The organism is Agrobacterium sp. SORGH_AS_0745, from assembly GCF_030818995.1.
Lineage (GTDB): Bacteria > Pseudomonadota > Alphaproteobacteria > Rhizobiales > Rhizobiaceae > Agrobacterium > Agrobacterium tumefaciens.
The window spans coordinates 437,520-461,023 of the sequence record NZ_JAUTBI010000004.1 but is presented as its reverse complement, the minus strand read 5'-3'; the positions used below and the strand labels follow the sequence as shown (position 1 = coordinate 461,023).

Here is a 23,504-nt window from a genome sequence, read left to right as displayed (position 1 = left end):
GCCGCTTGTCATCATCGCCGTAGCGACGCGCCTGAACCGCGTCCGATCCTTCCAAGGAACCAGACGGAAAGTCCCATTCCGACAAGCGAAAGAACTGTTGCCGTCGAAAACAGCGCCGAATAACCCATCCGGTCGGCAACCAGGCCGGCTGCGGATGCACCAACCATGTAGACGACCAGTTCGGCACAGGTGAGAATGGTAAAATCCGTTCCTGGCTGATCGTCCGAAGAGTTCTTCATGAAGAATGAATAGATGGCTACCAGCTCCATGTAGCGGATCAGCGTCTGGAATGCCGAGGCCGACATCGCCACCCACATGCCGGGCCAGACGCCGGACGCATTCAGCGTGAAGGCGAGGAAACACAAGCTTCTGAGGCCACCCAGCAGGATAAGCGTTGTCGTCAGGCCAACCTTGCGGATAATGGAAGCAGCGATACCCACGCCGATCAGGCCCGCCGTTGCCGCCGCTCCGCCAGAGAGGTAACCGATCCAGTCAGCCGGGACCTTGCTGTCAACCAGATAGGTGCCTTCCATCCCGCGCACGAGACCTTCGCTCGCCCGGTATGTCAGCGCAAATCCCAAGATCAGCCAGGCACTCGGACGGCGGAAGAAACCAGCAAGGCTTGCGCGCTTTTTTTCTTTGCCAACCGTGGGCGCTTCCGGCTGCATCGCCAGGGCTGCAAGAAGGGGCAGCAACGACAGCGCGGCTACCAGCAGTATCATCGTGCGCCATCCAGCGACATGAAACACCACCAGTGCCGCCGTCCCGCCAACGATTACGCCCAGCGCTACGGCACCCGCCTGCACGGCATTCCCCAGCGAGCGCGTCTTGTCGGTCAGGCATCTTACGGCGTAGCCGTCGGTTGCAATATCCTGGATTGAGGAGACGAGCGTGATCGATATGCAGATTGCAAAAAGGACCGTGGCATCACTCGGATCCACCAGCGTCATGGAAGCGATACCGGCGCTGACGAGAAGCTGGGTCGGCACAACCCAGCCGCGGCGATGGCCAAGCTTGGGTAACGGAGACCATTGATCCACCAACGGTGCGACCGCAAATTTCAGGATGAGCGGCAGCATCAGCAGCGAGAATAGGCCGATAGACGTGCGCGATGCCCCACTCTCGCGCATGATCGGCGGCAGGGCCACCAAGAGCAGATACGTCGGTATCCCCTGAGCGAGGTAAAGACCGCCCAGCACATACATCAACCGCCGTTCGAACGTCGAAGTCGAAACGGTGTCGCCAGGAATCGCGTCGTCGATTTGGGCCATTGCAAGAACCGAATTCATGAGCCCGGAACACCACAGACCCAGGTAAGGTTTTCAGCGCTTCAAACGCCGGTCTGTCCCGGAGCGTAAACAGGAATATTTTTTAATCGTCTTTATCTCACCGGCAAGCAAATGCTTGGATATGGGCGAACCCGACTAGGACAATTGCGAACAGCCGCTCGATGCGACAGAGCTGAAGCAACAAATGCAGCGGCCGGCTGCCACCCCCCTCGCAAGACTGGTTCAGGGAAATGGAGATGCCAGTTTTGTTGTTAGCGAAGAGGCCGACATATCGAAGCGGCGGTGATACGATAAAAACCGATTGCAGTCCCAGGGATCGATGATATCTCGGCGCGACCACCATTAAATGGACTTAACCGGCACTCCTCCAATGACGGACTTGGCTCTTATGCGCGCGGCCTTTCGGTAGGCCCGGGGCGTGAGTCCCATCTCCATCCGGAAATAGCGATTGAAGTTCGACAGGTTGTTGAAGCCCGCCTCGAAACAGATATCGGTGATCGATATTTCGGTCTCCGCGAGAAGGGTTCTTGCTCGCCAGACGCGGACGGATCGGCTGTAGTCAGAAAAGTTCATGCCGGTTAGGCGCCGAAAGGCACGCGAGAAGGCGGACGGCTCGAAACCAACCATCGCAGCCACTTCATGCATCTGCGCACCAGGATCCGATTGCAGGATCTGGATTGCCTGGTCGATCCGGCGGTGCCTGCGGTCCGACACCTGGTTATAGACCGCTATGAAGTGTTCGCTGGCGAGCAACCTCTTTTCGGTGGCCGCTTCGATTGCCTCCAGTATCTCTAAAAACAGCCCGAGCCCACCACGGTGTCCCACCGCGTGAAGCTCGAGAATCTTCGCTCCAATCAAGAGCGCGTCGGCGCCCAGAACCTCGATCCCCCGTTGGGCCAGAGGCTTCAGCCGGTGGAGCACTTCAAACTCAGGGCATACTGCGCGAATACCGATTAGGGCATCCGCGTCGAATTGCAGGACCATGTCTCGGCCTGGCAAAGCCGGTGCACCGGGTGTGATCCAGTTGTGCGGCAGATTTGTCCCGGTGAGCACCAGATGCCCAGGCCGAAACGGGCCGATATAGTCCCCCACATAAGCAAATCCTGAAGCGTCAGGGATGAAGTGAATCTCCCATTCGGGATGATAGTTCCAGATGCAGATCGGATTGGGATAGTCGTCCCTCCGGATCAGATAGGAAGCGCCTCCGGGTAAGACGATCTGCTCGCGCGTGGCGGTGAAAGTCTCAGAGACCGTCTGAGGAAAGTCTGATGCAATAGGCATTCAATTGCTCATGTTTCAGCGCACAAATGTCAATATAATACCAGTTCTGTGACGGAGGCAAACTAGTACGCGCCCGTCGCTTGCGTAAATGTGGGCTGGTCGATGGCAAGGGAGTTGCCATTCAGGGAGGACATCATGACACTCAACGCTCTCCGCGCCGGTTGCGCGGTTATCGCCATATTTGCAGCATCCAGCGCTTTTGCCGCCGCACAATGCACCAGCGACGTGCGTGTCCTGGCGCAGCCGCGCGACGGACTGACCCTTCTCGAAAAATATGTCGATGAGTTCGAAGAGCTCTCCGGCGCAGGCTTCGAGATCAGTTATCTCAACGAGAACGATCGCCGCGCGAAGTCGCAGGCCGACGCCTCGACGGTCGGAAGCTTCAACGTGTATTATGTTGATGAAGCCAATCTGGCGCTTTTTGCCTCGTCTGGCTGGATCGTCCCGCTTGATGGCTTTTATCCATCCGAATACGACTACAAAGATTTTGACGCCGGTATGCGCGCAGCTGCGACCTATGACGGCAAAGAGTGGTTTGCACCGGTGCAGGGTGGCGGCGACCTGATGGTCTACCGTACCGACCTCCTGGAAAAGGCAGGCATCGCGCCACCGAAGACCTGGGACGAATATTTCGCAGCCGTGCAGAAGCTGCATGATCCGGCCAACGGCGTCTACGGCACTGCGCTTCGCGGACAGCGCGGTTCAGGCGCCAACGTCTGGCGCTGGATGCCGTTCTTCAAAGCAAACGGCGGCGAGTGGTTCAAGGACGGCAAGCCGGCCTTCAATTCGGATGCCGCGGTAAAGGCGACCGAAACCTATCTCGAGCTCTTCAAATATTCGGCGCCGGGCACTCAGACCGGCTCTTGGGACGAGTCCACCGGCGCCTTCCGCTCCGGCAAGGTGGCGATCATCATCGAATCCGCACCCCTTGGCGGCATGTCCGTCGACAAGGCACAGAGCCAGGTTGCAGACAAGGTTGCGTTCTCCGTTCCGCCGTCGCCGCTGCCGGGGGCCGGTTACGCCCATGGTTTTGCAATCGCGTCCAAGGCCAACAAGACAGATGAGGAAAAGGCCTGCGCTGGTCTCTTTGTTGCCTGGGCAACATCCAAGGAACAGGAAGCCCGCCGCCTCGCCGCCGGCCAGCCGGGCGAGTTGACACGCACAAGCACCTATCAGAGCCCGGAATACGCCAAGACCTTTGGCCAGAACCTTGCCGACGCCATGGCGGCGACCGGTCAAAAGACCACCGTCACCTTCTGGCAGGATCCGCGCTGGCAGGAATTGGGCAACCAGTGGGGCATCATGCTGGAAGAGCTGATCACCGGTAGCCGCACTGACATCAAGGCGACGCTGAACGACCTAGAAGCCTTCGCAGCCAAACTCTGACGCCTCCCAAGCCGTCTGACGGGCGCGTCTGATGACGCGCCCCCTTTTGCCAATCCGAGGATCTGCCATGCGCCGAGGCCGCTCGCTGCCTTACGTCTTTCTTGGGCCCAGTTTGGGTATCCTGATCATTCTGGCGCTCGTGCCGACGATCTACGCTATCAATATATCCCTGCAGAACCGGACCCTTTCGGCACCCGATGCAGACTATGTCTGGTTAGCCAATTATCTGGCGCTGTTTTCGGATGCCCGTTTCCTGAACGCGCTCTGGGTATCTTTCAAGTGGGAGGTTATCAGCGTCTCGTTGACCATGGTGACGGGGGTTGCGCTCGGGATTGCCATGTTCGAGGCAGCGAGCGCCCGTATGCGCAACGTCCTCTGCGTGCTCTTCATCATTCCCGTTCTCCTGCCACGCGTGTGCGCCGCTTTTGTGTGGAAATTCGCCTTTCATCCGCTCTACGGCGCGCTGACCTGGCCGGTCAGGGAGCTCACCGGCATCACGCCCGACATTCTGTCGACGCCGCTCGGCGCGCTCCTTGCTGTTGCTTTCGTCGATGTCTGGCAATGGGGCTTGTTCTTTTCAGTGATCATCTTGAAGCTTCTCGAATCCCTGCCGCCTCAGCCGCTGGAAGCCGCACGCATAGATCGGGCGACCCGCTTCGAAATCCATCGTTTCGTGACCCTGCCGATGCTGAAAGCACCCTTGATCAGTCTGCTGCTGGTCAAGGCGATCGAGAGTCTTCGCTCCTTCGACCTCGTTTATGTCATGACGCGCGGCGGTCCCGGCATCTCAACCGAGACGCTTGACATGTATGCCTATTCCCAAGGCTTCATAGAAGCCGGCAAGATCTCCTATGCGTCCTCCATGGCCGTCATCATGATGGTCCTGACCATCGTCACCTTTACCTTTACCTGGAAGAGGCTGAACCGATGAAGATATCCACCTTTCTTCTCAGGCTTTTGTTGGTTCTTGCCGCTGCACTTGTCGTGCTGCCACTCCTATGGACCCTGCTAAACGCCTTCAAGACCAATGCCGATCTGCTGGTGTCAACGCCAAAGCTTATCTTCCAGCCTGTCTTCGACAATATGAGTTATGTGCTCAATCGCCGCTCGGTGGCGCGCGCACTTACCAATTCGTTGATCATCTGCTCGAGTGCGGTCGTGCTTGGCGCCGTGCTCGGTGTACCGGCGGCCTATGTGATTGCCCGGTTCAAGAACAGGATCACGGCGGAGGCGCAGTTCTTCGTTCTGTCACTGCGCTTTCTGCCGCCCGTCGCGATCGCTATTCCCATGCTGGTCATCTGGCTCGGTCTTGATCTCTATGACACCCGGCTGTCGCTGATCGTGACCTATCTCATTGTGACAGCCTCGATCACCATCTGGCTTTCCGTGCCGGCTTTCGAGCGTGTCAGCCTTCACGTTGAAGAAGCTGCCCGGGTGGATGGGCTTGGCCCATATGCGACCTTCTTCCGCATCGCCCTGCCGATTGCCCGTTTCCAGGTCTTCGGCGCCATTGCCTTCTCCTTCGTCCTTGTCTGGAACGAGTTCCTGCTTGCCATGATGCTCACGACCTCGAAGGCAAAGACCCTGCCGATCATCGCGTCCGAGATGTCACAGCTCGGCATGAATGTGCCCTGGGGAATTCTGAACGCCGCCGTCGTCCTGTTGTCGCTGCCACCGCTGATCCTGCTCGGAGTGCTTGCCGGTGGCCTCAACGCCGCATTTTCCAAGAAAACTGACCAAGGTTGACTGACCCATGAAAGCACTTGTCCTCGAACATGTCGGCGAACTTTCCCTGCGCGATATCGAAATTCCTCAAGTGTTGGGGCCGGATGACGTTCGCATTCGTATCCATACTGTTGGCGTCTGCGGCAGCGACGTGCACTATTACACCCATGGTCGCATCGGTGACTTCGTCGTGAACGCGCCCATGGTTCTCGGCCACGAGGCGGCTGGAACCGTCACCGAGACCGGCGCCAATGTCACCCATCTGAAGCCCGGCGACCGCGTCTGCATGGAACCGGGCATCCCCGATCCGAAATCGCGTGCGTCGCGGCTCGGCCTCTACAATGTTGATCCTGCGGTGACATTCTGGGCAACGCCGCCAGTGCACGGCGTCTTGTGCCCGGAGACAGTCCATCCGGCAAGTTTCACCTACAAGCTGCCTGACAATGTCTCCTTCGCCGAAGGCGCGATGGTTGAACCATTTGCCGTGGGCATGCAGGCGGCGGCGCGGGCGAAGATCACGCCCGGCGATACGGCGGTTGTTACAGGCTGCGGAACCATCGGCATCATGGTGGCACTGGCCGCCCTTGCCGGCGGCTGCTCGCGAGTGCTGATCTCGGACATTTCCGCAACAAAGCTTAAACTGGCCGAAAGTTATGGCGGCATCACTGGTATCAACCTCAAGGAGGTGGATCTCATTGAGACCGTCAACGACGCGACAGAAGGCTGGGGAGCCGATATCGTCTTTGAATGCTCCGGCGCACCGGCCGCGGTCCGTGATCTCTTCAAGGTCGTGCGCCCGGGCGGAACAGTCGTTATCGTCGGCCTGCCGCCCGAACCCGTCGCGGTAGACCTTGCGGCGGCCTGCTTCCGCGAATGCCGTATTGAAACGGTTTTCCGCTACGCCAACGTGTTTGACCGTGCACTGGCGCTGATCGCCGCAGGCAAGGTCGACCTGAAGCCATTGGTTTCCGGCACCTATGCCTTTGATCAATCGATCAAGGCCTTCGAAAGGGCGGCCGAAGGCCGGCCAGAGGACGTAAAGCTGCAGATCGTCGTGGACGGGGAGACGAAGTGATGGCCACTGTTGAGTGCCGGGGGATCAGGAAAGTCTATGGTTCGCTTGAGGTCATGCGGGATTTTGACCTGAAGATCGACAACCACGAATTCGTCGTCTTTCTCGGCCCGTCAGGCTGCGGAAAATCCACCATGCTGCGGATGATTGCCGGGCTTGAAGAGATTTCAGGCGGGGATCTGCTCATCGGCGGCGAGCGGATGAACGATCGCGATCCGGGTGACCGGGGCATCGCCATGGTGTTCCAGAACTACGCGCTTTACCCCCATATGAGTGTGCGGGACAATATCACTTTCGGTCTCGAGAGGGCGGGAATAGGCAAAGCCGCGATCGATCAGCGCCTGGCGCCTGTGGTCGACGCGCTCGGTCTTGGCGTCTATCTTGCGCGCAAGCCGACGGAACTGTCCGGCGGACAGCAGCAGCGTGTGGCCATCGCCCGCGCCATGATCAAGACCCCGGAGGTCTTCCTGTTTGACGAACCGCTTTCCAACCTTGATGCTAAGCTGCGGGGCAGCCTGCGGGTCGAGATCGCGCGCCTCCACCGCGACCTGAAAACGACAAGCATATATGTCACTCACGACCAACTCGAAGCCATGACGCTTGCCGACCGTATTGTCCTGATGAAGGACGGCCGTATTGAGCAGATGGGCACGCCCGAAGAAATTTATCAGGCGCCTCGGACAGTGTTTGCTGCCGGCTTCATCGGCACACCGAACATGAATTTCCTTCAGTTGCAGATGACGCAGGAGTGGCTGGGCGACAATCTTGTCAGGTTTACAGCTCCGGCAGGCCTCCGTTCCGGTGAGGTTACCGTTGGAATTCGGCCCGGATCATTTCGCATAAACCAGGATGCTCAAGCCTTTCGCGGCACCGTCGAGCGGAACGAGTTCCACGGTGAGACACGTCTGATCTGCCTGAAAAACGACCGCCACGAGATCAATATTTCTGTTCCTGCGGACATAAGACCCGCCATCGGCGAGGTGCTTGGTGTTGAAGTGGCATCGTCCGACCTACACGTGTTTGATCCCGGCACGGGACTGAGGTTGATTTAGACCCACTTAGGTGGGACCTTCAATCACGTCGCGCAGGGCAACTGGATGCCTACAATCCGCCTGGCTTCCGGCAGGTGGCCGGTGATCTGAGCCGCAAAACGACCTTCGATCCTGGTAGGGTCGGTTACCACGAAGAGACGGGCAACGCCAGGCATTCTCGGACGAGCAGTTCATCGGGATATTGAAAGAGCAGGATAGCGGCTGATATCAGCCGTAAACACGCAATATGCAGGCTGCTATTTATGACCGAACCGTTGCCATACCGAGCGGCCTTACCAGTGAGGTCGGCAAGCATGGCCTAAACCTCTCGGGCGGTGAAAGACGGCGAATTGCCATGGCAAGAACCTTCTTCTGGTCCTGCTCTTATTTTCCTTACTGAGGCCAGCCCAGCGTGAAACGACGGAATCGACAGCCCCTGCCGGCGACGTCACTATAACCGCGATCACCCATCGTAGAGCATTAATCACTATGAAGGATCAAGTGATCAACTGAGGCGGCAGAGAGATGAGACCGCAGCAAAAATGCGGGCGGGCATGCACGAAATGGATCGGCGGATGTACTGCCCGCTGTTGATGTATTCACGCCATCAAAAGAGCAAACGAAATATTCAGTTGAACTCTCGTGGGAGTTTCAATCCGGCGGCGCTTGAAATCATCGTCGCTGTCCGTTTCGGACACATCCTGACAACGGATCAGCATCCCGCGATTCAACGGCAGAAATGACCCCGTAATTTTAGCGATCCGGCTGGTCGCTTAAATCTTTCTCATTCGACCAATAAATGGTCAGATCCCACAATTGCATCAGACTGAAAGCGCGATTCTTGCAGGAAATCGAGATTGGCACGCTGTTTGCTTATGACTGATTTGACCGTTTTGACTGATTTGACGGTTTATTCAAAATAGAAAAGGGGAACTCGATGGGTTCAGAATTCAGTCGTCGTCGCTTCCTGCAAGGATCCGCGGGCGCAGCCGCCGTCGCTGGCTACATGCAGATCAATCCTGACTTCTTCATCTCGCCGGCCTTCGCACAGGCCGGCAAGACCATGACGTTCCTGTCGGCCGAAAACATTACCGGCAACTGGGACCCGACCGCTCATACGACACTTTCTCAGAAGAATATCGAAGGTTTCGTCATGGGCTTTCTTACCCGCACGCCGATGAAACTCGATGATCCCGGCGCGGTGGTGTACGAACTGGCCACCGACATCAAGCTGCTTGACCCGCACCGGCTACAGATCAAGCTGCGCGAAGGTATCGTCTTCCATGACGGCAAGCCGTTCAAGGCAGAAGACGTCAAGGCAACCTTCGAATACGGCTCCAGGGCAGATCGTCCGGCGCAGTGGTATCCCGGCCCGACCGAGACACTGACGATCGAAACACCGGACGATTACACCGTCATCGTCGACACATCCAAGGGCGGCTATCCGGCCCATCTCTTCATCTTTCTTGCCTCGTTCCTGCCGATCATGTCGGCCAAGGATGTCGCCGGCGGCCCCGGCGGCCCGCTCTCCCAGCGGCTCAACGGCACCGGTCCTTTCAAATTCGTCGAACAGCGCGGCAACGACACCGTGATGCAGGCCTATGACGGCTACTTCAAGGGCAAGCCGGCCATCCCTGGCATCAACTTCACCTTCACCGGCGACTCCACCACCCGTATGTTGTCGCTGATGAACGGCCAGGCTTCGATCGTTGAACGTCTGGAGCCTGAACAGGTTGACACGATCAAGGACAATCCAGCGATTTTCATCAACAAGGTCGTTTCCGTCGAGAACAAGTATCTTTGGTTCCGCTGCTCGAAACCGCCTTTCGACGATCCGCGTATCCGTCTTGCCGCCTGCCATTCGATCGATCGCGACATGATCATGGAACTGATGGGCTCGGCCGGCCATGCCTCGTCGAACTTCGTCTCGCCGGTCAAATTCGGCTATGTCGATCTGGCGAACTACCCGAAATTCGACCCCGAGAAGGCCCAGGCCCTGCTTGCCGAAGCCGGTTTCCCAAACGGCAAGGGCCTGCCGCCACTGGAATACATCACGTCCGTCGGCTTCTATCCCAAGACCAAGGAATATGGCGAGATGCTGACCGCCATGCTGCAGGAGCAGGGATTTAACGTCAGCCTGACCGTACTTGAACCTGCGGCCTGGAACGAGCAACTGTACCATCGCCCCGGCGGCGGCCCGGGCCATATGGTCGATTGCGGCTGGTCGACAGCGTCTCCGGAACCGGATCTGGTCCTGCGCACCCATTTCCATTCCACCTCGCACCGCATCTGCGGCATCGAGGACAAGGAGATCGATGCCAGCCTCGACAAGGAACGTTCGGCACCGACGCTGGAAGAGCGCAAGAAGATCCTTCAGGAAGAGACCATGCCTCTCATCACCGCCAAGATGCCGGCACTCTCGCTGTTCACATCCGTGATGATCCACGCAATGCAGAAGGACTTTGAGGGCATGTACATCTATCCCGACGGGTCGATCGACGCGGCGAAACCTGCTGCCTGACCGTGATCAGCCACACGCCGCGATCAGGCGGCGTGTGGACTTGCCCGTGACTTCTCGAGCGGAGTGACTGAATGTTTGCCGTGAACTTCCTGATGCGACGCCTCATGCAGGGCGCCATCATCATATTCCTTGTGTCCTTGCTGATCTTTACCCTCTTGCGGGTGGTGCCGGGTGACCCGGTACGCCTTATGGCGGGCGGCATGGCGCCCGAAGCACTGATCGAAAAGATCGCAACCGACATGGGCCTTCGCGATCCCATACTGGTGCAATTCGGTCGCTACATGGGTGGTGTGGTTCGTGGCGATCTTGGCCAGTCCTTCGTGCGCCCGGCAAACGGCGCCTCGACCGGTGGCGCGACATTCAACGACTCAACTCGCGGCGAACGAGCAAAGGTCTTCGACCTGATTTTCGATGCACTTCCAATGACGCTTCAACTGGCGGCCGTGACGCTGGTGATTGCACTGATCTTCTCGGCAATCATCGGCATTGCCGGCGGGCTTGCGATCGGCAGATGGCCAGACAAGCTTGCCTTCTACATCTCATCGATATTCATCTCGCTGCCGAATTTCTGGCTCGGCATCGTTCTGGCATTGCTTTTCTCGGTGAAGCTCGGATGGCTTCCTGCCATTGGCTATCAGGGTTTTGCCTACACAATCCTGCCGGCAATCGTGCTGGCGGTCGAATTGTCTCCGGTGCTGATCCGCACGCTGGTCAGTTCCGTATCCAGCCAGATGATGGAGCCTTATGTGGCAGTCGGACGCGTACGTGGCCTGAGCCGTTCGCGGATCATCACCAACCATGCCCTGCGCAACGCATCGGTGCCGCTTCTCAACCTGCTCGGTGTGCAATTCTCCAACCTGCTCGGCGGGGTCATCATCGTCGAATATATCTTCGATTATCCCGGGCTCGGCCTTCTGACCATCAATGCCGTGCTGCAGCGCGACTTTCCGTTGATCCAGGGTATCGCGATCGTCACGAGCGCCATTTTTGTACTGATCAACATTGTCGTCGATCTCGTCGCAACAACCATCGATCCGAGGCTTGAATACTGATGTCCATCACATCCGCACTCGACACCCCGATCATTTCTAAAATGGCAAGCCGCTCGATTGCGCGCCGCATATTCGATCGCGCCGCATCGACGCCCGGTTTTCGCATTGGCCTTGCAATCTTCTTGCTGCTTGCGATTGCCGCCGCACTTTATCCGGAAATCAGTGGCGTCGACCCGACCAAGATGGATGTGAAGGCCCGCCTTCTGCCGCCACTTTTCTTCGGCGACAACTGGAGCTGGGGCCACCCGCTTGGCACCGATCAGATTGGCCGCGACATGCTGGTGAGGTCGCTTGTCGGCCTGCGCTACTCCTTCCTGATAGGGATTGCATCGGTTGCAGTGACACTCATCATCGGCTGTGCCCTCGGCACGATCGCCGGTTACTTCGGCGGTCGTATCGACATGCTGATCATGCGTCTGACCGATGCGCAGCTATCTATTCCGATGATCATTCTGGCGATCGCCGTTCTTGGCGTGTCGCGCCCGACAATTCCGGCCATCGTCCTGGTGCTTGGTCTCTCAAGCTGGCCGGTCTATGCGCGCATCATGCGCAGCATTGTGATGACGGAAAGGCAGCGGGAATATGTGCGCGCTGCCAAACTTGGGGGCTCGACCGATTTCCGCATTATCGTCAGCCTGCTTCTGCCGCTGCTCCTGCCGCCGGTGATCTTCACCTCGGTGCTTGATGTAGCACGCATGATGATCTTTGAATCGACACTCGGCTTCCTCGGCCTGGGTGTCCAGCCGCCGACGCCGACCTTCGGCAATATCATTGCCGATGGCCGAAAGTATCTTCTGAACGCCTGGTGGATCGCAACCATGCCCGGCATTTTCCTCGGCCTCACTTTAACCAGCATCAATCTCATAGGCGCTTCGCTGGAACGGGCCCGCAACACCATTCACGGAGGGTCCGAGTGATGATCAAGCCGCTTCTTGAGCTGCAAAACCTCACCGTTAATGCCGGTCGCTCGGACAAGGCGAAGATTATTCTGGACAATATCTCCTTCAGCCTCGCGCCGCGAGAGATCGTCGGTGTGGTCGGGGCCAGCGGAGCCGGCAAGACGGTGCTGTCCAAGGCAGTCGTCAACTGGCTGGAACCGCCGCTTTCCGTGCGTTCCGGCAGCGTCCTCTTCGAAGGCAAGGATATTTACGGCATCTCCGAGAACGAGATGCGTACCCTGCGCCGCCGGGTTGCCTATGTCGGCGCCAATCCGATGGGTGCACTCGATCCGACGCTGCCGGTCGGCGTCCAGATCGTCGAGAAGCTGCGCGCGGTCGTTCCAGGAACCTCGCGGAAAGAGGCGGAAAAGCGCACGATCGAGCTTCTGGAGGCCGTCCGCATTCCCTCGGCCCGCAGCCGTTTCAGCGACTACCCGTCGCAGTTTTCCGGCGGCATGATGCAGCGCGCACTGATCGTTGATGCGTTGGTGACGAACCCGGCGCTGCTGATTGCAGATAACGTCACCCAGCCGCTCGACGTTACCGTCGCAGCCCAGGTCATCCGTCTGATGAAGGAACTGACCGACGGTTTCAATACCGCTGTGCTGTTCGTCTCCTCCTCCCTTCCCGTTGCCCGCGAAGCCTGCAACCGGATTTTGGTGATGGAGAAAGGTCGCATCGTCGAGGAACAGGAAACCGAAAGGCTGATCGCCGCCCCTGCATATGCCTATACGAAGGAGCTTGTCGAACAGACGCCGAAGATCTGGATCGAAAAGACCGAGATGCCGCGTCTCAACGACAAACGCGACGTTGTCTTGAGCCTGCGCGATGCCTCACAGGTCTACAGGGTAAAGAAGAAGACCGGCTTCGGTGGCTTCAACCATGTGCGTGCGGTTCGCAACGTCACCTTCGATGTCCGGCGCGGCGACAGTTTCGCGATCGTCGGTGAATCCGGTTGTGGCAAGTCGACGCTGATGCGGCTTCTGAGCAGGCTGGAACTGCCGAGCTCCGGCCAGGTTCTGTGCGGTGCCGACGATATCGCCATGCTCGGTGGCAAAGACCTTCTGACCTTCCGCAAGAAGCTGCAAATGGCACTTCAGGATCCGTTCGGTTCCCTGCCGCCACGCACATCGGTCGGAAAGATGCTGGAGGGCCCGCTTCGCACGCACGGATGGAAGGACAGTGCCAAAATTCGTGAGCGGGTTCTCAAGGTCATGGGCGAAGTCGGCCTCTCCGCCGATCTCTACGAGGAATTGCCGATCGGCCTGAGTGCCGGCCAGCGCCAGCGCATCAATGTTGCCCGTGCGCTGGTTCTGGAGCCTGAAATACTGATCATGGACGAAACGCTTTCTGCCCTGGACCAGACAGAACAGTTCAAGCTTCTCGATCTTTTCCAGAAGCTGCAGAAGGAATACGACCTCACTTACATCTTCATCTCCCACGACCTTGCGATGGTCCGCAAGGTCTGCAACCGGGTGGCGGTAATGTATCTCGGCGAGGTCTTCGAACTTGCTGATAACGAGCGGTTGTTCTTCGACCCCGGACATCCGTACACAATGGCGTTGCTCAGCGCGATGCCGACACTTGAAGAACGCCGCTACAAGGCGGAAGACTGCCTCCTGGAAGGTGAACCGCCAAGCCCGATCGATATTCCTCCAGGTTGCAGCTTCAAGTCGCGCTGTCCGCGTGCGATGGAGAGATGCGGCAGCCTGCAGCCCGCGCTTACCGCGCGTGGCAGCCAGGATTTCGCCGCCTGTCATCTCATCCAGCCATTGGCTCTCGATGACGCAACCCGTCAAATGGCTTTAGCCTGACCATGGTTGCGGCGCCACAGACGGGGCCGCGACGATCACTAGAATCCAGGGTGCATTCATGAGTTTCACCGAACATCGCCTCAAGCTTATCCTCGACATGCTGAAGCAAACCCAGCGCGTCAATGTGAGGGAGCTTGCCGATTATCTGCAGGTCAGCCAGGAGTCGATCCGGCGCGACCTCAAGGAACTTGAGATGCGCGGTTATGCCCGCCGCGTCTATGGCGGCGCGGTCCTTGACCAGCAGGAAAGCGATCAGCCGTTTACCGACCGACTGCGTGTCAGCTCACGCGAGAAAGCCAAGATCGGCGAGGCCGCAGCGTCGCTGGTCGAGGACGGCATGAAGGTGTTCATCGATACCGGCACCACAACGATTGCCTGCCTGAAACATATCGAGACGCGCAAGGACCTGACCGTTGTCAGCAATTCGCTGGCGGTCGCAGCCCACTTCTTCAATCTGCCGCAGGCAAGTGTGCGCGTTCTTGGCGGTCGCATGCGCCCAGATTATCAGGCGACATACGGCCATGAGACCGTGGCCGCGCTGAAGGAGCATTTCTTCGATCTTGCGATCATCGCCATCAGCGCCATTCACGCCGAACGCGGGTTCATGGATTTCGGCGAGGACGAGGCGATCCTGCGCCGCGTCGCCAAGGCCCAGGCAAAACGTTCGATCATTGTTGCCGACAGTTCCAAGTTTGGTCGCCTCGGCTCCATCCACACATTCGGCCTCAGCGAAATCGACGCGGTGGTGACCAGCGGCGTCATCGCGCGGGAATTTTCAGATCAATTCAATCAATCCAAAGTGGAAATCATACATGCCTGACGTCTCCTCCTCCCCTGTCCCGATCAATGCCGAGCGGCTCCAGATGCTGATGGAGACCCTCTCCACTTTTGGCGGCGGCCCCGATGGCTCGATGACCCGCCTGACGCTTTCCAGGGAAGACGGAATGGCGCGCGACTGGCTGGGGCACTGGTTTGCCGAAAACGGCTTCGAGCAGGCCGTGGACTCGATCGGCAACCAGTTCGGCAAGATGACCTTGGCGGGCGCAAATGCGCCCGTCATCATGGTCGGTTCCCATATCGACAGCCAGCCGAACGGCGGTCGGTTCGACGGGGCGCTTGGCGTCATCGCCGCCTGCGAGGCGGTTTTGTCGGTCAGCGAACGTCTCAAGGCGGAAGGCAGGTTGTCCGCCTGCAACTTCCAGATCGTCAACTGGACCAATGAGGAAGGCGCCCGTTTCCAGCCGAGCCTGCTCGGCAGCAGCGTGTTTACCGGCGCCATTGACCTGGAATGGGCGCTGGAACGGGCCGACGGTGATGGCATTACGGTGCGCCAGTCGCTGGACGAGATCGGTTATGCTGGCAAGGAAAAGGTGGAAATTCCCGACGCATTGATCGAGCTGCATATAGAAGGTGACACGACGCTCAGCCGCGCCGGGGAGCGGTTCGGTATCTTCACGCGGTTCTGGGGCGCGACAAAATATCGCCTCGCCTTCCATGGACGCCAGGCACATACCGGCGCAACCCCGATGGCGGATCGCAAGGATGCGCTGCTTGCTGCTGCCTATCTGATCGCCGATCTCAAGCAGATATCGACGGAGCACGGGCTGGACCTGCATACGTCGGTTGGCCGCCTGGAAGTCTTCCCCAATTCACCCAATGTCGTGCCGGCCGAAGCCGTGCTGTTCATCGAGCTGCGCTCGGGATCGCCAGACGTCCTGACGGAGGCGGAACGCAAGATGAAGATCAAGATCGAGGAAGCGGCGATGAAAGCCGGCGTCACCTCGGAGGTCCGCTCCATCGACCGCCGCAAGGCGGGAAGGTTCGCGCCGGGCCTGGTGACGCTTGCGCAAAGTGCTGCGGCGCATCTCGGCCAAAGCGCCCGTCACCTCGATACGATCGGCGGCCATGATGCCGTTGCCGTCTCCGATGTCTGCCCGGCGGTGGTGCTGGCGGTTCAGAGCCGTGACGGCGTTATCCACCACCCGACCGAGTATACCTCGCCTGAAGATCAGGCCCTTGGCACGCAGATAGTGGCGGACATGCTGTACAAGATCGCCTGCGAAGGTTTGAAAGTTGTCGAACTCAGCGAGGCTGCCGAATGAAGAGATCGGGCTCTCCTCAATCACCGATGGAAGCCCGCGCGGAGAAGGCGCTTTCAGTCTTTTCCGCAGCGATTGGCGACACCCCTTCCTATGCGCCGGCGACGGCAGCTGTCGCATCGCCGTCCTATCATGCCGTCGAATCCTGTGGTTTCGTGGTCGCGCCGACAGACGGGGAGGCACGTTATTTCCTGCGTCTCGGTGCCGATGAGGTAACCGATCTCGTAGATGCCGAGACCGCAATTGCTGCGGCACACCGTTTTCACAGCCTTGGTCTTTCGCCAGAGCCGATTGGTTACGATGCCGGGACGGCCAGCATGCTGTTTGCCCGACTTGGCGACGGCTGGCGAGCGGCAAGGATCGACGATCTGATGCAGCCGAAAACTGTTGCCCGCCTGATCGAGATGCAGACGACGATCGCAGGGGGTGTTTCCACCGGCCGAACATGGTCAGTCTTCGACGGCATCGATCAGCTGTGGGCGATCGTGAGTGCCGATGCCACCAGCCTGCCCGGCGATGTCGAATGGATGCTCTCCTGGATGACGCCGATCCGCGAGGCAGTTTCAGCGGCCGGCGTGGACCTGAAACCGGCCCATGGTGATCCGCAGGCTTCGAATGTCATGCTGGGCCCAGACGGGAAAATGCAGCTCGTGGACTTCGACATGGCCGCCGACATCGACCCCTACTACCAGCTCGGCGTTCAGATGAACGAACTCTACCAGTTCGAAAGCCAGATGAGGCCCTTGCTGGAAATGCACGATGGAGGTTTCAGCGAAAGAAACTTCAACCGCTGCCGTGTCTATGCGGCGGCAGACGACCTCTACTGGGCGTTGCGCAGCCTCGTACTGGAGCTTCGTTCGCCGCCGCGGGGTGTCGAATTCCTGAAATATGCCGGCTGGCGGTTCCTGCGTTGCCGAATGCTGCTCGGCCAGCCGGATTTCGAGGCCAGGCTGAGAGCGCTCTAGGCATACGAGAACGACAACGGGCTAGAAACAATAACGGGAACAAGCCTATGAATGAACTGGGAATGGCACGATCCGATGCCGAACGGGCAGTTGAGGCTGCAATCATCCAGGTACCACCTTGGGAGGGACGGCGGCTGCGCTACAGTCCGGTTTCCGGCGGAATCAGCAACACCAATTTCCGCATCGAGGTCGAAGGTGAAGAGCGTGGCTATTTTCTAAAGATTCCCGGCCGCGGCACCGAGATGTTCATCGATCGCAAGGCCGCCGCTGCCGCCAGCAAGCAGGCGGAAGTGATCGGAATCGGCCCGAAGACATTCGACTATCTCGATCACCTCGACATCGAAATCGCCGAGTTCATCGACGGTCGCCGCGCCTCGACACATAGGGATTTTGCAGACCCGGCGATCCGCAACGAAGCGGTGCGCGTCTACCGGCAGTTTCACGATGCCCCTGCCCTGCCGCTGACAAAAACCGTCTTCGACATGATCGAGGAACATTTCGACCAAGTGCGCCAGCTTGACGGCCACTGGCCGCTCGACCACGACTGGCTCTTGCGCAACTACAGACAGGCGCGCGCCGCGCTTGAGGCATCCGGGCTCGATCTGGTTCCCTGTTTCAACGACCCGATGCCGGGCAATTTCCTGATCGGTGACGACAAGTCGATCAAGCTGATCGATTTCGAATATGCGTCGAACAATGAGAGGCTCTACGATCTCGCGATCTGGAGTGGCGAGATGTTCTATTCCGAGGCGACCGACTGCGAGATAATCGAGGAGTATTTCGGTCGTTACGACAAGGCGCATCACGCTCGCTTCATCGTCCACAAGGCACTCGCCGACATCAAGTGGAGCACCTGGGCGATGGTACAAAACCGGATATCGACCCTCGATTTCGACTTTTACAAGTACGGAATCTGGAAGCATATGCGCGCCCGCTCGATCATCCACGATCCCCGTTGGCCCCTGTTTCTGAAAGCCCTTTGATGCCCGTCACCGATATCAGCCCGCAAGAAGCTGCGACCTATATCACCTTCGCCGCGGAACTTGCCGACGCCGCGCGTCCGCTGGCGCTCTCCTATTTCCGGACCCCGCTCGACGTGATCTCAAAACTCGACGATAGCCCGGTGACAATCGCCGACCGGGCGATCGAAAAACATCTCCGCGAGATGATCGAGGCGCGCTTTCCCGATCACGGCATCCATGGTGAGGAGTTCGGCGTAAAGGAAGGTAACGCCTTTACATGGGTGCTGGACCCGATCGACGGCACCAAGAGCTTCATCACCGGTTTCCCGCTGTTTGGTACGCTTGTCTCACTGACATTTCAGGAACAGCCATTCTGTGGTCTGATCGATATTCCAGCCACCGGCGAACGCTGGCAGGGCCGGCCGGGGGAGACACTCTTTGCTGGCAAGCCGGCCCACGCCAGCGGCTGCGAGAACCTTTCCAGCGCCCGTCTTTATACGACTTCGCCGGATATGTTTGTGGACATCGAAGCTGAAAGCTTCGAGCGTCTCTCCCGCAAAGCCCGGCTGCGGCGTTTCGGTGGAGACTGCTACATCTATGGTCTGATCGCTTCCGGCCATTGCGACATCGCTCTCGAGACGGGACTTCAACCTTACGACTACATGGCTCTCGTGCCCGTTGTGACGGGTGCCGGCGGATGCATTACGGACTGGCGGGGCAATGCGCTTTCGATCCATTCCGACGGACGGGTTCTGGCGTCGGCCACCCCGAGACTTCATGACGAAGCCCTGGCCCTCCTCAACCGGTGACGTGAACAAATGCCCTATACGACGACAATCGAGCAGACTGTCTTCCGCTTTGATGATCTGAAAATGCTGCTGGCGAAAGCAACCCCGGAGCGCTCCGGCGACCAGCTGGCCGGCATTGCGGCGCAAGGCCCGGTCGAGCGCTTGGCAGCCCAGATGGCGCTGGCCGATCTCCCCTTGAAAGCATTTCTCGGCGAGGAGCTCATTTCGTCGGAGGATGACGAGGTTTCCCGACTGATCACGCAACGGCACGATCCGGCAGCCTTTTCCGCAGTTTCCTCGCTTACTGTCGGTGAATTGCGCGAATGGCTGCTCAAGCCCGAGACGTCGCATGAGCGGCTGGAGGCGGTGACCTTTGGACTGACGCCGGAAATGGTCGCGGCCGTGTCGAAGATCATGCGCCTGCAGGACATGATAGCTGTTTCTGCCAAGCGACGTGTCGTGACGCGATTCCGAAACACGATCGGGCTCGCCGGGCGGCTTTCCACCCGCAACCAGCCCAACCACCCGACCGATGACAGCCGCGGTATCATCGCGTCTGCCATCGACGGGCTGCTGATGGGGTCGGGAGATGCCGTGATTGGCGTCAATCCCGCGACCGATGCGACGGATGACTATATCCGCATTGTTTCCTTGCTCGACGAATTGCGGGAAAAGCTTGCGATCCCGACACAGACCTGTTGCCTTGGCCATGTAACGACGGCGATCCAGGCAATCGAACGGGGTGCGCCGGTCGATCTCGTCTTCCAGTCGGTGGCGGGATCGGAAAAGGCCAATCGCGGCTTCGGCATAGATCTGGCGCTTCTGAAGGAGGCACATGAGGCGGGGCGGTCGCTTGGTCGTGGCATGCCGGGCGCAAACGTCATGTATTTCGAGACTGGGCAGGGCGCGGCGCTTTCGGCCGATGCGCATTTCGGCGTCGACCAGCAGACGATGGAGGCACGTGCCTATGCGGTGGCGCGCGAGTTCGATCCGCTGCTCGTCAACACGGTCGTCGGTTTCATCGGGCCGGAATACTTGTTCAACGGCAAGCAGATCATCCGTGCAGGCATCGAGGATCATTTCTGCGGCAAGCTCCTTGGCCTGCCGATGGGCGTCGACGTCTGCTACACCAACCATGCCGATGCTGATCAGGAAGACATGGATACGCTGTTGACGCTCCTCTGCGCAGCCAATGTCAATTTCGTCATCACCGTTCCCGGCGCCGACGATATCATGCTGAACTACCAGTCGTAATCGCATCACGATGCCGTCTATTGCCGCGAGACGCTGAAGCGGCCACCCGCACCAGAGTTCGAGAAATGGCTTTTCGAAATCGGCCTGACCGATCCAGATGGCGCGCTGGTCGGCGAGCCTGCCGCGCTTTCCCATTATGTCCGCAACAGCGCATTGATCGGAGCCTGACATGGAAAAGGTGCGAGAACCCACTGCTGCCGGAAAAAACCTCACTATCAAGGATATGACCGATGCGCGTGTTTCGCTCGGCCGTCATGGCGCGGGTCTTCCGACACGCGCTCAACTTGCCTTCCTTCTGGACCACGCGCGGGCACGCGAAGCGGTCTGGACGAGCGTCGACCGGCCCTCGCTGGCAGACAGGCTCGATCGTCTCGGCCTTCCGGCTGTCAATGTCGATAGCATGGCAAGTGACCGCAGCACCTATGTGCGGCGGCCGGATCTTGGCCGGCGGCTTGCGGCGGAATCTGAAAAACGGCTGAAACATGAGAGAACGATCAATGGCTATGATGTCGCAATTATCGTCGCGGACGGCCTGTCGTCCCACGCAATCGATCTCAATGCCGTGCCGTTGATCGAGGCGCTTGTTCCGAAGCTCGCTATCCTGAACCTGACCGCTGCACCAATTGTGCTGGCGAGCCAGGCGCGCGTCGCGCTCGGCGATCCTGCCGGTGAGGCATTAGGTGCAAAACTGACGATCGTGCTTGTCGGCGAACGTCCGGGACTTTCAGCTGCCGACAGCCTCGGTGCTTATATCACTTACGGTCCCAAGTCGGGAAACCTGGATTCCAGCCGAAATTGTGTCTCCAATATCAGGGATGGTGGTCTGCCGGTCTGCGAAGCTGCCGAGATCATTGCGACGCTGACCAGGGATATGATGAGGACCCGCGTCAGTGGCGTGGCGCTCAAGGCTGCCATGGTGGAGTTTCTCGAAAGACATGACAATTCGCTTCCAGCTAAAGACCTACTGACAATTTGAAGTCTTCGCGGTGCGAAGCCTTCGGGACGTGGCCCATCTGCTTTGGAAGGCTTGCGGCCTGTCGTCGAAAGCGCAGTCGGCTGCGTCGTGTTGAGTGCGGAGAGGCGGATGACGGGACGTAGACATCGCTCGCTGGAGCAAAAAAGGTGTGTGTGTATTCTCGATGCTCAGGCGAACACGCGGAAGAATTTTGATCCCATGATTTTACATTTGCGAATGTTTTCGGCTCTCCTCTATGTTGCAACCGGACAAGGAAACTGACATCATCGTTTTGCAGGCTTCAACGGGCCGCTGATATTCCATGAGCAGGGTAGCTCTCGACCGGAAACGGGCGGGAGCTTTTTTATTTTTTGGTGGGCGATGATGCATTCAGAAAGCTGGCGGGTCGGTGTGCTGTTCTCCGAGACGGGTGTGACCGGAGCCGTCGAAAAAACCCAGAGGTTCGCGACCTTGCTGGCGATCGACGAAATCAATGCGGCTGGCGGCGTCCTCGGCCGGATGATCGAGCCTGTCGCCTATGACCCTAAATCGACGCCCAATCTCTATAAGGAACTTGCGGTCAAGCTTTGCGACGAGGATCGGGTCCGTGTCGTTTTCGGTTGCCATATGTCTAGCACCCGCAAAGCCGTACTGCCCGTCATCGAAGCTCGAGAGGCCCTGCTATTCTATCCGACACTGTATGAGGGGTTTGAATACTCTCGGCACTGTATCTACACCGGGGCCGCACCCAACCAAAACTCCGTGCAGTTGGTCGACTTCCTCACCAAGCATTATGGAAAGCGGGTTCTCCTTGTTGGTTCGAACTACGTCTACCCTTACGAATCCAACCGGACGATCAGCGATCTCTTTCTTCAGCTGGGCGGTCAGGTGCTGGACGAAATATATGTTCCTCTCAACCTAAAGCCCGAAGATGTCGCCAAAATCATCCGGCATATTCGCGCGGCAAGGCCGGATGTCATCTATTCGACGATCGTCGGCGACGGCATCATTCCCTTCTACACGGCGTTCAAAGAGGCGGGTTTTGATTCAGCGACGATGCCAATCGCCAGTCAGTCGACAAGCGAGGCCGACGTGATCCGGATGCGGCCGGAAGTGGCCGAGGGGCATATCACCGCGGCCCCGTTTTTCGCCTCCCTGGATACGCCTCGCGCGCGTGCCTTCGTCTTGGCTTACCAACAGCGATACGGCCAGCAGATGCTGCCGACCGCGCCGGCCGAAGCGGCCTATTTCCAGGTCTATCTCTATGCGGGAGCTTTGCAGCGGGCCGGTGGCGACGGGCTGGAGCAGCTTCTTCCAGCCCTTTACGAGGTCGAGTACGACGCTCCGCAGGGCGCCGTGAAGATAGACCGGCTGACGAACCACACCCATCTGTGGCCAAGGGTTGCAAAAGTAAATGCGCAAGGCAGCTATGACATCGTCCATGACCCGTCGCTGCGCGTGGCGCCAGATCCGTTCATGCGAGAATATCGCCCGGACCTAACGCAGCCGTTCCCACATCGTGTTCAGGTCTGAGAAGGAGCGACGATGTCTTTCGCCCTTCTAAGAGATTTGCGGGACCTCAAGGTTCTGGTGATTCATCCCCGGACATCCGAAGGAGAGTTTCTAGTCGATCACCTGCGCCGTATCGGTTGTACGGTCAGTTGCCTCTGGCCGGTCCCTGCCGAGTTGCCACACGGCACGGATGTCGTCTTTCTTGCCATGGAAGACGAGGCGCGACCGGAAATCGAACGCCTGCTGAAGTGCCTGCCCAATCCCGCTCCGACCATGCTCGCCATCGTCGGTTACGAAAATCCCTCCACATTGCAGATCGTTCTTGAAAGCGGCGCGCTTGCCATTGTCGAGAGACCGATCAAACCGTTCGGCCTGCTGACAAATCTCGCCATAGCGCGCAGTCTCTGGCTTGAGCGCCAAAGGCTCGTCAAGGAAGCCCGTAAATATAAGCGCAAGGTCTTGGGAGACCAGAAGCTCGCCCGGGCAAAAGCCATTCTAATGGCCAATCGCGGCACGAGCGAGAATGAGGCGTATCGTGAAATGCGCGAGCAAGCGATGGCTCGGCGCGTCCCAATCGATGAAATCGCCAATTCGATTATCAACGCCGAACAGCTCTTGCGCCCTTCCCAAAAACATGATTAGTTTTTGATGTGTTCCAGATGAACACCTCCGGCACATCCCTTCGTTTCGCGAAGCCATGTGCCGCTGTTGCACGCGGCGCGGCCGTGATGCGATGATGGCAAGGGTGCCCGCAGGCTGTGAAAAGCCTCGCGGGTTTTTTGTTATCTGCTGACAGTGAAGTCGGCCTTCCAGTATTTTTTCGGCATGAAAGCCTCGCCGTAGAGCCGGGCAGTGCCGTC

At 58.7% G+C, this 23,504-nt stretch carries 20 protein-coding genes and 1 pseudogene; 19 read left to right on the top strand and 2 right to left on the bottom strand.

All coding sequences use genetic code 11. The annotated features are described in order from the left end of the window. Positions 1 to 11: 11 nt before the first annotated feature. Positions 12 to 1,271 (bottom strand): RhtX/FptX family siderophore transporter, encoded by a 1,260-nt coding sequence (locus QE432_RS25790; RefSeq protein ID WP_373465234.1) that lies wholly within the window; start codon positions 1,269 to 1,271, stop codon positions 12 to 14. Positions 1,272 to 1,631: 360 nt separating this feature from the next. Continuing rightward, on the bottom strand, positions 1,632 to 2,570 hold the full coding sequence (locus QE432_RS25785) for an AraC family transcriptional regulator (RefSeq protein WP_013637579.1): 939 nt from the start codon (positions 2,568 to 2,570) through the stop codon (positions 1,632 to 1,634). A gap of 135 nt (positions 2,571 to 2,705) precedes the next feature. On the opposite strand from QE432_RS25785, the gene QE432_RS25780 reads away from it, so the two are divergent. The 19 genes and pseudogenes from QE432_RS25780 to QE432_RS25690 all read left to right on the top strand — a co-directional run bounded on the left by QE432_RS25780 (position 2,706) and on the right by QE432_RS25690 (position 23,286). Next, positions 2,706 to 3,956, top strand: a complete 1,251-nt coding sequence (locus tag QE432_RS25780; RefSeq protein ID WP_013637578.1) for an ABC transporter substrate-binding protein — start codon at positions 2,706 to 2,708, stop codon at positions 3,954 to 3,956. Positions 3,957 to 4,023: 67 nt separating this feature from the next. Further along, the gene (locus QE432_RS25775) at positions 4,024 to 4,887 is read left to right on the top strand and encodes a carbohydrate ABC transporter permease (RefSeq protein ID WP_113049330.1); all 864 of its coding nucleotides are present in this window, start codon (positions 4,024 to 4,026) and stop codon (positions 4,885 to 4,887) included. Continuing rightward, complete coding sequence (locus QE432_RS25770; protein WP_003516943.1) at positions 4,884 to 5,702, top strand: carbohydrate ABC transporter permease; 819 nt, start codon at positions 4,884 to 4,886, stop codon at positions 5,700 to 5,702. Before QE432_RS25775 ends, QE432_RS25770 begins: the two co-directional genes overlap by 4 nt. 7 nt (positions 5,703 to 5,709) lie before the next feature. Next, complete coding sequence (locus QE432_RS25765; protein WP_306627382.1) at positions 5,710 to 6,756, top strand: NAD(P)-dependent alcohol dehydrogenase; 1,047 nt, start codon at positions 5,710 to 5,712, stop codon at positions 6,754 to 6,756. Continuing rightward, entirely contained in the window at positions 6,756 to 7,805 is a 1,050-nt protein-coding gene (locus tag QE432_RS25760) for an ABC transporter ATP-binding protein (protein ID WP_003516945.1), read from the top strand. Before QE432_RS25765 ends, QE432_RS25760 begins: the two co-directional genes overlap by 1 nt. A gap of 533 nt (positions 7,806 to 8,338) precedes the next feature. Further along, a complete protein-coding gene (locus QE432_RS25755; protein ID WP_306627380.1) occupies positions 8,339 to 8,527 on the top strand; it encodes a hypothetical protein in 189 nt (62 codons plus the stop codon). A 194-nt stretch (positions 8,528 to 8,721) separates the two neighbouring features. Then, a complete protein-coding gene (locus QE432_RS25750) occupies positions 8,722 to 10,305 on the top strand; it encodes an ABC transporter substrate-binding protein (protein ID WP_025591696.1) in 1,584 nt (527 codons plus the stop codon). A gap of 71 nt (positions 10,306 to 10,376) precedes the next feature. Continuing rightward, a complete protein-coding gene (locus QE432_RS25745) occupies positions 10,377 to 11,357 on the top strand; it encodes an ABC transporter permease (protein WP_306627378.1) in 981 nt (326 codons plus the stop codon). Then, on the top strand, positions 11,357 to 12,274 hold the full coding sequence (locus QE432_RS25740) for an ABC transporter permease (RefSeq protein WP_003516951.1): 918 nt from the start codon (positions 11,357 to 11,359) through the stop codon (positions 12,272 to 12,274). The genes QE432_RS25745 and QE432_RS25740 overlap by 1 nt, the downstream gene beginning before the upstream one ends. Next, positions 12,274 to 14,109 (top strand): dipeptide ABC transporter ATP-binding protein, encoded by a 1,836-nt coding sequence (locus tag QE432_RS25735; protein ID WP_306627376.1) that lies wholly within the window; start codon positions 12,274 to 12,276, stop codon positions 14,107 to 14,109. Before QE432_RS25740 ends, QE432_RS25735 begins: the two co-directional genes overlap by 1 nt. Positions 14,110 to 14,167: 58 nt before the next feature. Further along, positions 14,168 to 14,929: a DeoR/GlpR family DNA-binding transcription regulator gene (locus QE432_RS25730; RefSeq protein WP_013637571.1), complete on the top strand. Its 762-nt coding sequence runs from the start codon at positions 14,168 to 14,170 to the stop codon at positions 14,927 to 14,929. Then, complete coding sequence (locus QE432_RS25725; protein WP_065660534.1) at positions 14,922 to 16,211, top strand: Zn-dependent hydrolase; 1,290 nt, start codon at positions 14,922 to 14,924, stop codon at positions 16,209 to 16,211. Before QE432_RS25730 ends, QE432_RS25725 begins: the two co-directional genes overlap by 8 nt. Beyond that, complete coding sequence (locus tag QE432_RS25720; RefSeq protein WP_306627373.1) at positions 16,208 to 17,173, top strand: phosphotransferase; 966 nt, start codon at positions 16,208 to 16,210, stop codon at positions 17,171 to 17,173. The genes QE432_RS25725 and QE432_RS25720 overlap by 4 nt, the downstream gene beginning before the upstream one ends. A gap of 47 nt (positions 17,174 to 17,220) precedes the next feature. Continuing rightward, positions 17,221 to 18,156 carry a choline/ethanolamine kinase family protein gene (locus QE432_RS25715; RefSeq protein ID WP_035200787.1) on the top strand — a complete coding sequence of 312 codons (936 nt, stop codon included), beginning with the start codon at positions 17,221 to 17,223 and terminating at the stop codon, positions 18,154 to 18,156. After that, positions 18,156 to 18,944: a histidinol-phosphatase gene (gene hisN, locus QE432_RS25710; protein ID WP_113049327.1), complete on the top strand. Its 789-nt coding sequence runs from the start codon at positions 18,156 to 18,158 to the stop codon at positions 18,942 to 18,944. The genes QE432_RS25715 and hisN overlap by 1 nt, the downstream gene beginning before the upstream one ends. 9 nt (positions 18,945 to 18,953) lie before the next feature. After that, a pseudogene (locus tag QE432_RS25705) lies at positions 18,954 to 20,345 on the top strand (ethanolamine ammonia-lyase subunit EutB). 1 nt (position 20,346) lies between these two features. Continuing rightward, entirely contained in the window at positions 20,347 to 21,153 is an 807-nt protein-coding gene (gene eutC, locus QE432_RS25700; RefSeq protein WP_080803045.1) for an ethanolamine ammonia-lyase subunit EutC, read from the top strand. 360 nt (positions 21,154 to 21,513) lie between these two features. Continuing rightward, positions 21,514 to 22,665: a transporter substrate-binding domain-containing protein gene (locus QE432_RS25695; RefSeq protein WP_113049326.1), complete on the top strand. Its 1,152-nt coding sequence runs from the start codon at positions 21,514 to 21,516 to the stop codon at positions 22,663 to 22,665. A gap of 12 nt (positions 22,666 to 22,677) precedes the next feature. Further along, positions 22,678 to 23,286, top strand: a complete 609-nt coding sequence (locus tag QE432_RS25690; RefSeq protein WP_003516987.1) for an ANTAR domain-containing response regulator — start codon at positions 22,678 to 22,680, stop codon at positions 23,284 to 23,286. Positions 23,287 to 23,504: the final 218 nt, after the last annotated feature.

Coding starts and splice junctions, on each gene's coding strand:
- QE432_RS25790 (WP_373465234.1), bottom strand. CDS start 1,271: ATGGCCCAAATCGACGACGCGATTCCTGGCGACACCGTTTCGACTTCG.
- QE432_RS25785 (WP_013637579.1), bottom strand. CDS start 2,570: ATGCCTATTGCATCAGACTTTCCTCAGACGGTCTCTGAGACTTTCACC.
- QE432_RS25780 (WP_013637578.1), top strand. CDS start 2,706: ATGACACTCAACGCTCTCCGCGCCGGTTGCGCGGTTATCGCCATATTT.
- QE432_RS25775 (WP_113049330.1), top strand. CDS start 4,024: ATGCGCCGAGGCCGCTCGCTGCCTTACGTCTTTCTTGGGCCCAGTTTG.
- QE432_RS25770 (WP_003516943.1), top strand. CDS start 4,884: ATGAAGATATCCACCTTTCTTCTCAGGCTTTTGTTGGTTCTTGCCGCT.
- QE432_RS25765 (WP_306627382.1), top strand. CDS start 5,710: ATGAAAGCACTTGTCCTCGAACATGTCGGCGAACTTTCCCTGCGCGAT.
- QE432_RS25760 (WP_003516945.1), top strand. CDS start 6,756: ATGGCCACTGTTGAGTGCCGGGGGATCAGGAAAGTCTATGGTTCGCTT.
- QE432_RS25755 (WP_306627380.1), top strand. CDS start 8,339: ATGCACGAAATGGATCGGCGGATGTACTGCCCGCTGTTGATGTATTCA.
- QE432_RS25750 (WP_025591696.1), top strand. CDS start 8,722: ATGGGTTCAGAATTCAGTCGTCGTCGCTTCCTGCAAGGATCCGCGGGC.
- QE432_RS25745 (WP_306627378.1), top strand. CDS start 10,377: ATGTTTGCCGTGAACTTCCTGATGCGACGCCTCATGCAGGGCGCCATC.
- QE432_RS25740 (WP_003516951.1), top strand. CDS start 11,357: ATGTCCATCACATCCGCACTCGACACCCCGATCATTTCTAAAATGGCA.
- QE432_RS25735 (WP_306627376.1), top strand. CDS start 12,274: ATGATCAAGCCGCTTCTTGAGCTGCAAAACCTCACCGTTAATGCCGGT.
- QE432_RS25730 (WP_013637571.1), top strand. CDS start 14,168: ATGAGTTTCACCGAACATCGCCTCAAGCTTATCCTCGACATGCTGAAG.
- QE432_RS25725 (WP_065660534.1), top strand. CDS start 14,922: ATGCCTGACGTCTCCTCCTCCCCTGTCCCGATCAATGCCGAGCGGCTC.
- QE432_RS25720 (WP_306627373.1), top strand. CDS start 16,208: ATGAAGAGATCGGGCTCTCCTCAATCACCGATGGAAGCCCGCGCGGAG.
- QE432_RS25715 (WP_035200787.1), top strand. CDS start 17,221: ATGAATGAACTGGGAATGGCACGATCCGATGCCGAACGGGCAGTTGAG.
- hisN (WP_113049327.1), top strand. CDS start 18,156: ATGCCCGTCACCGATATCAGCCCGCAAGAAGCTGCGACCTATATCACC.
- eutC (WP_080803045.1), top strand. CDS start 20,347: ATGGAAAAGGTGCGAGAACCCACTGCTGCCGGAAAAAACCTCACTATC.
- QE432_RS25695 (WP_113049326.1), top strand. CDS start 21,514: ATGATGCATTCAGAAAGCTGGCGGGTCGGTGTGCTGTTCTCCGAGACG.
- QE432_RS25690 (WP_003516987.1), top strand. CDS start 22,678: ATGTCTTTCGCCCTTCTAAGAGATTTGCGGGACCTCAAGGTTCTGGTG.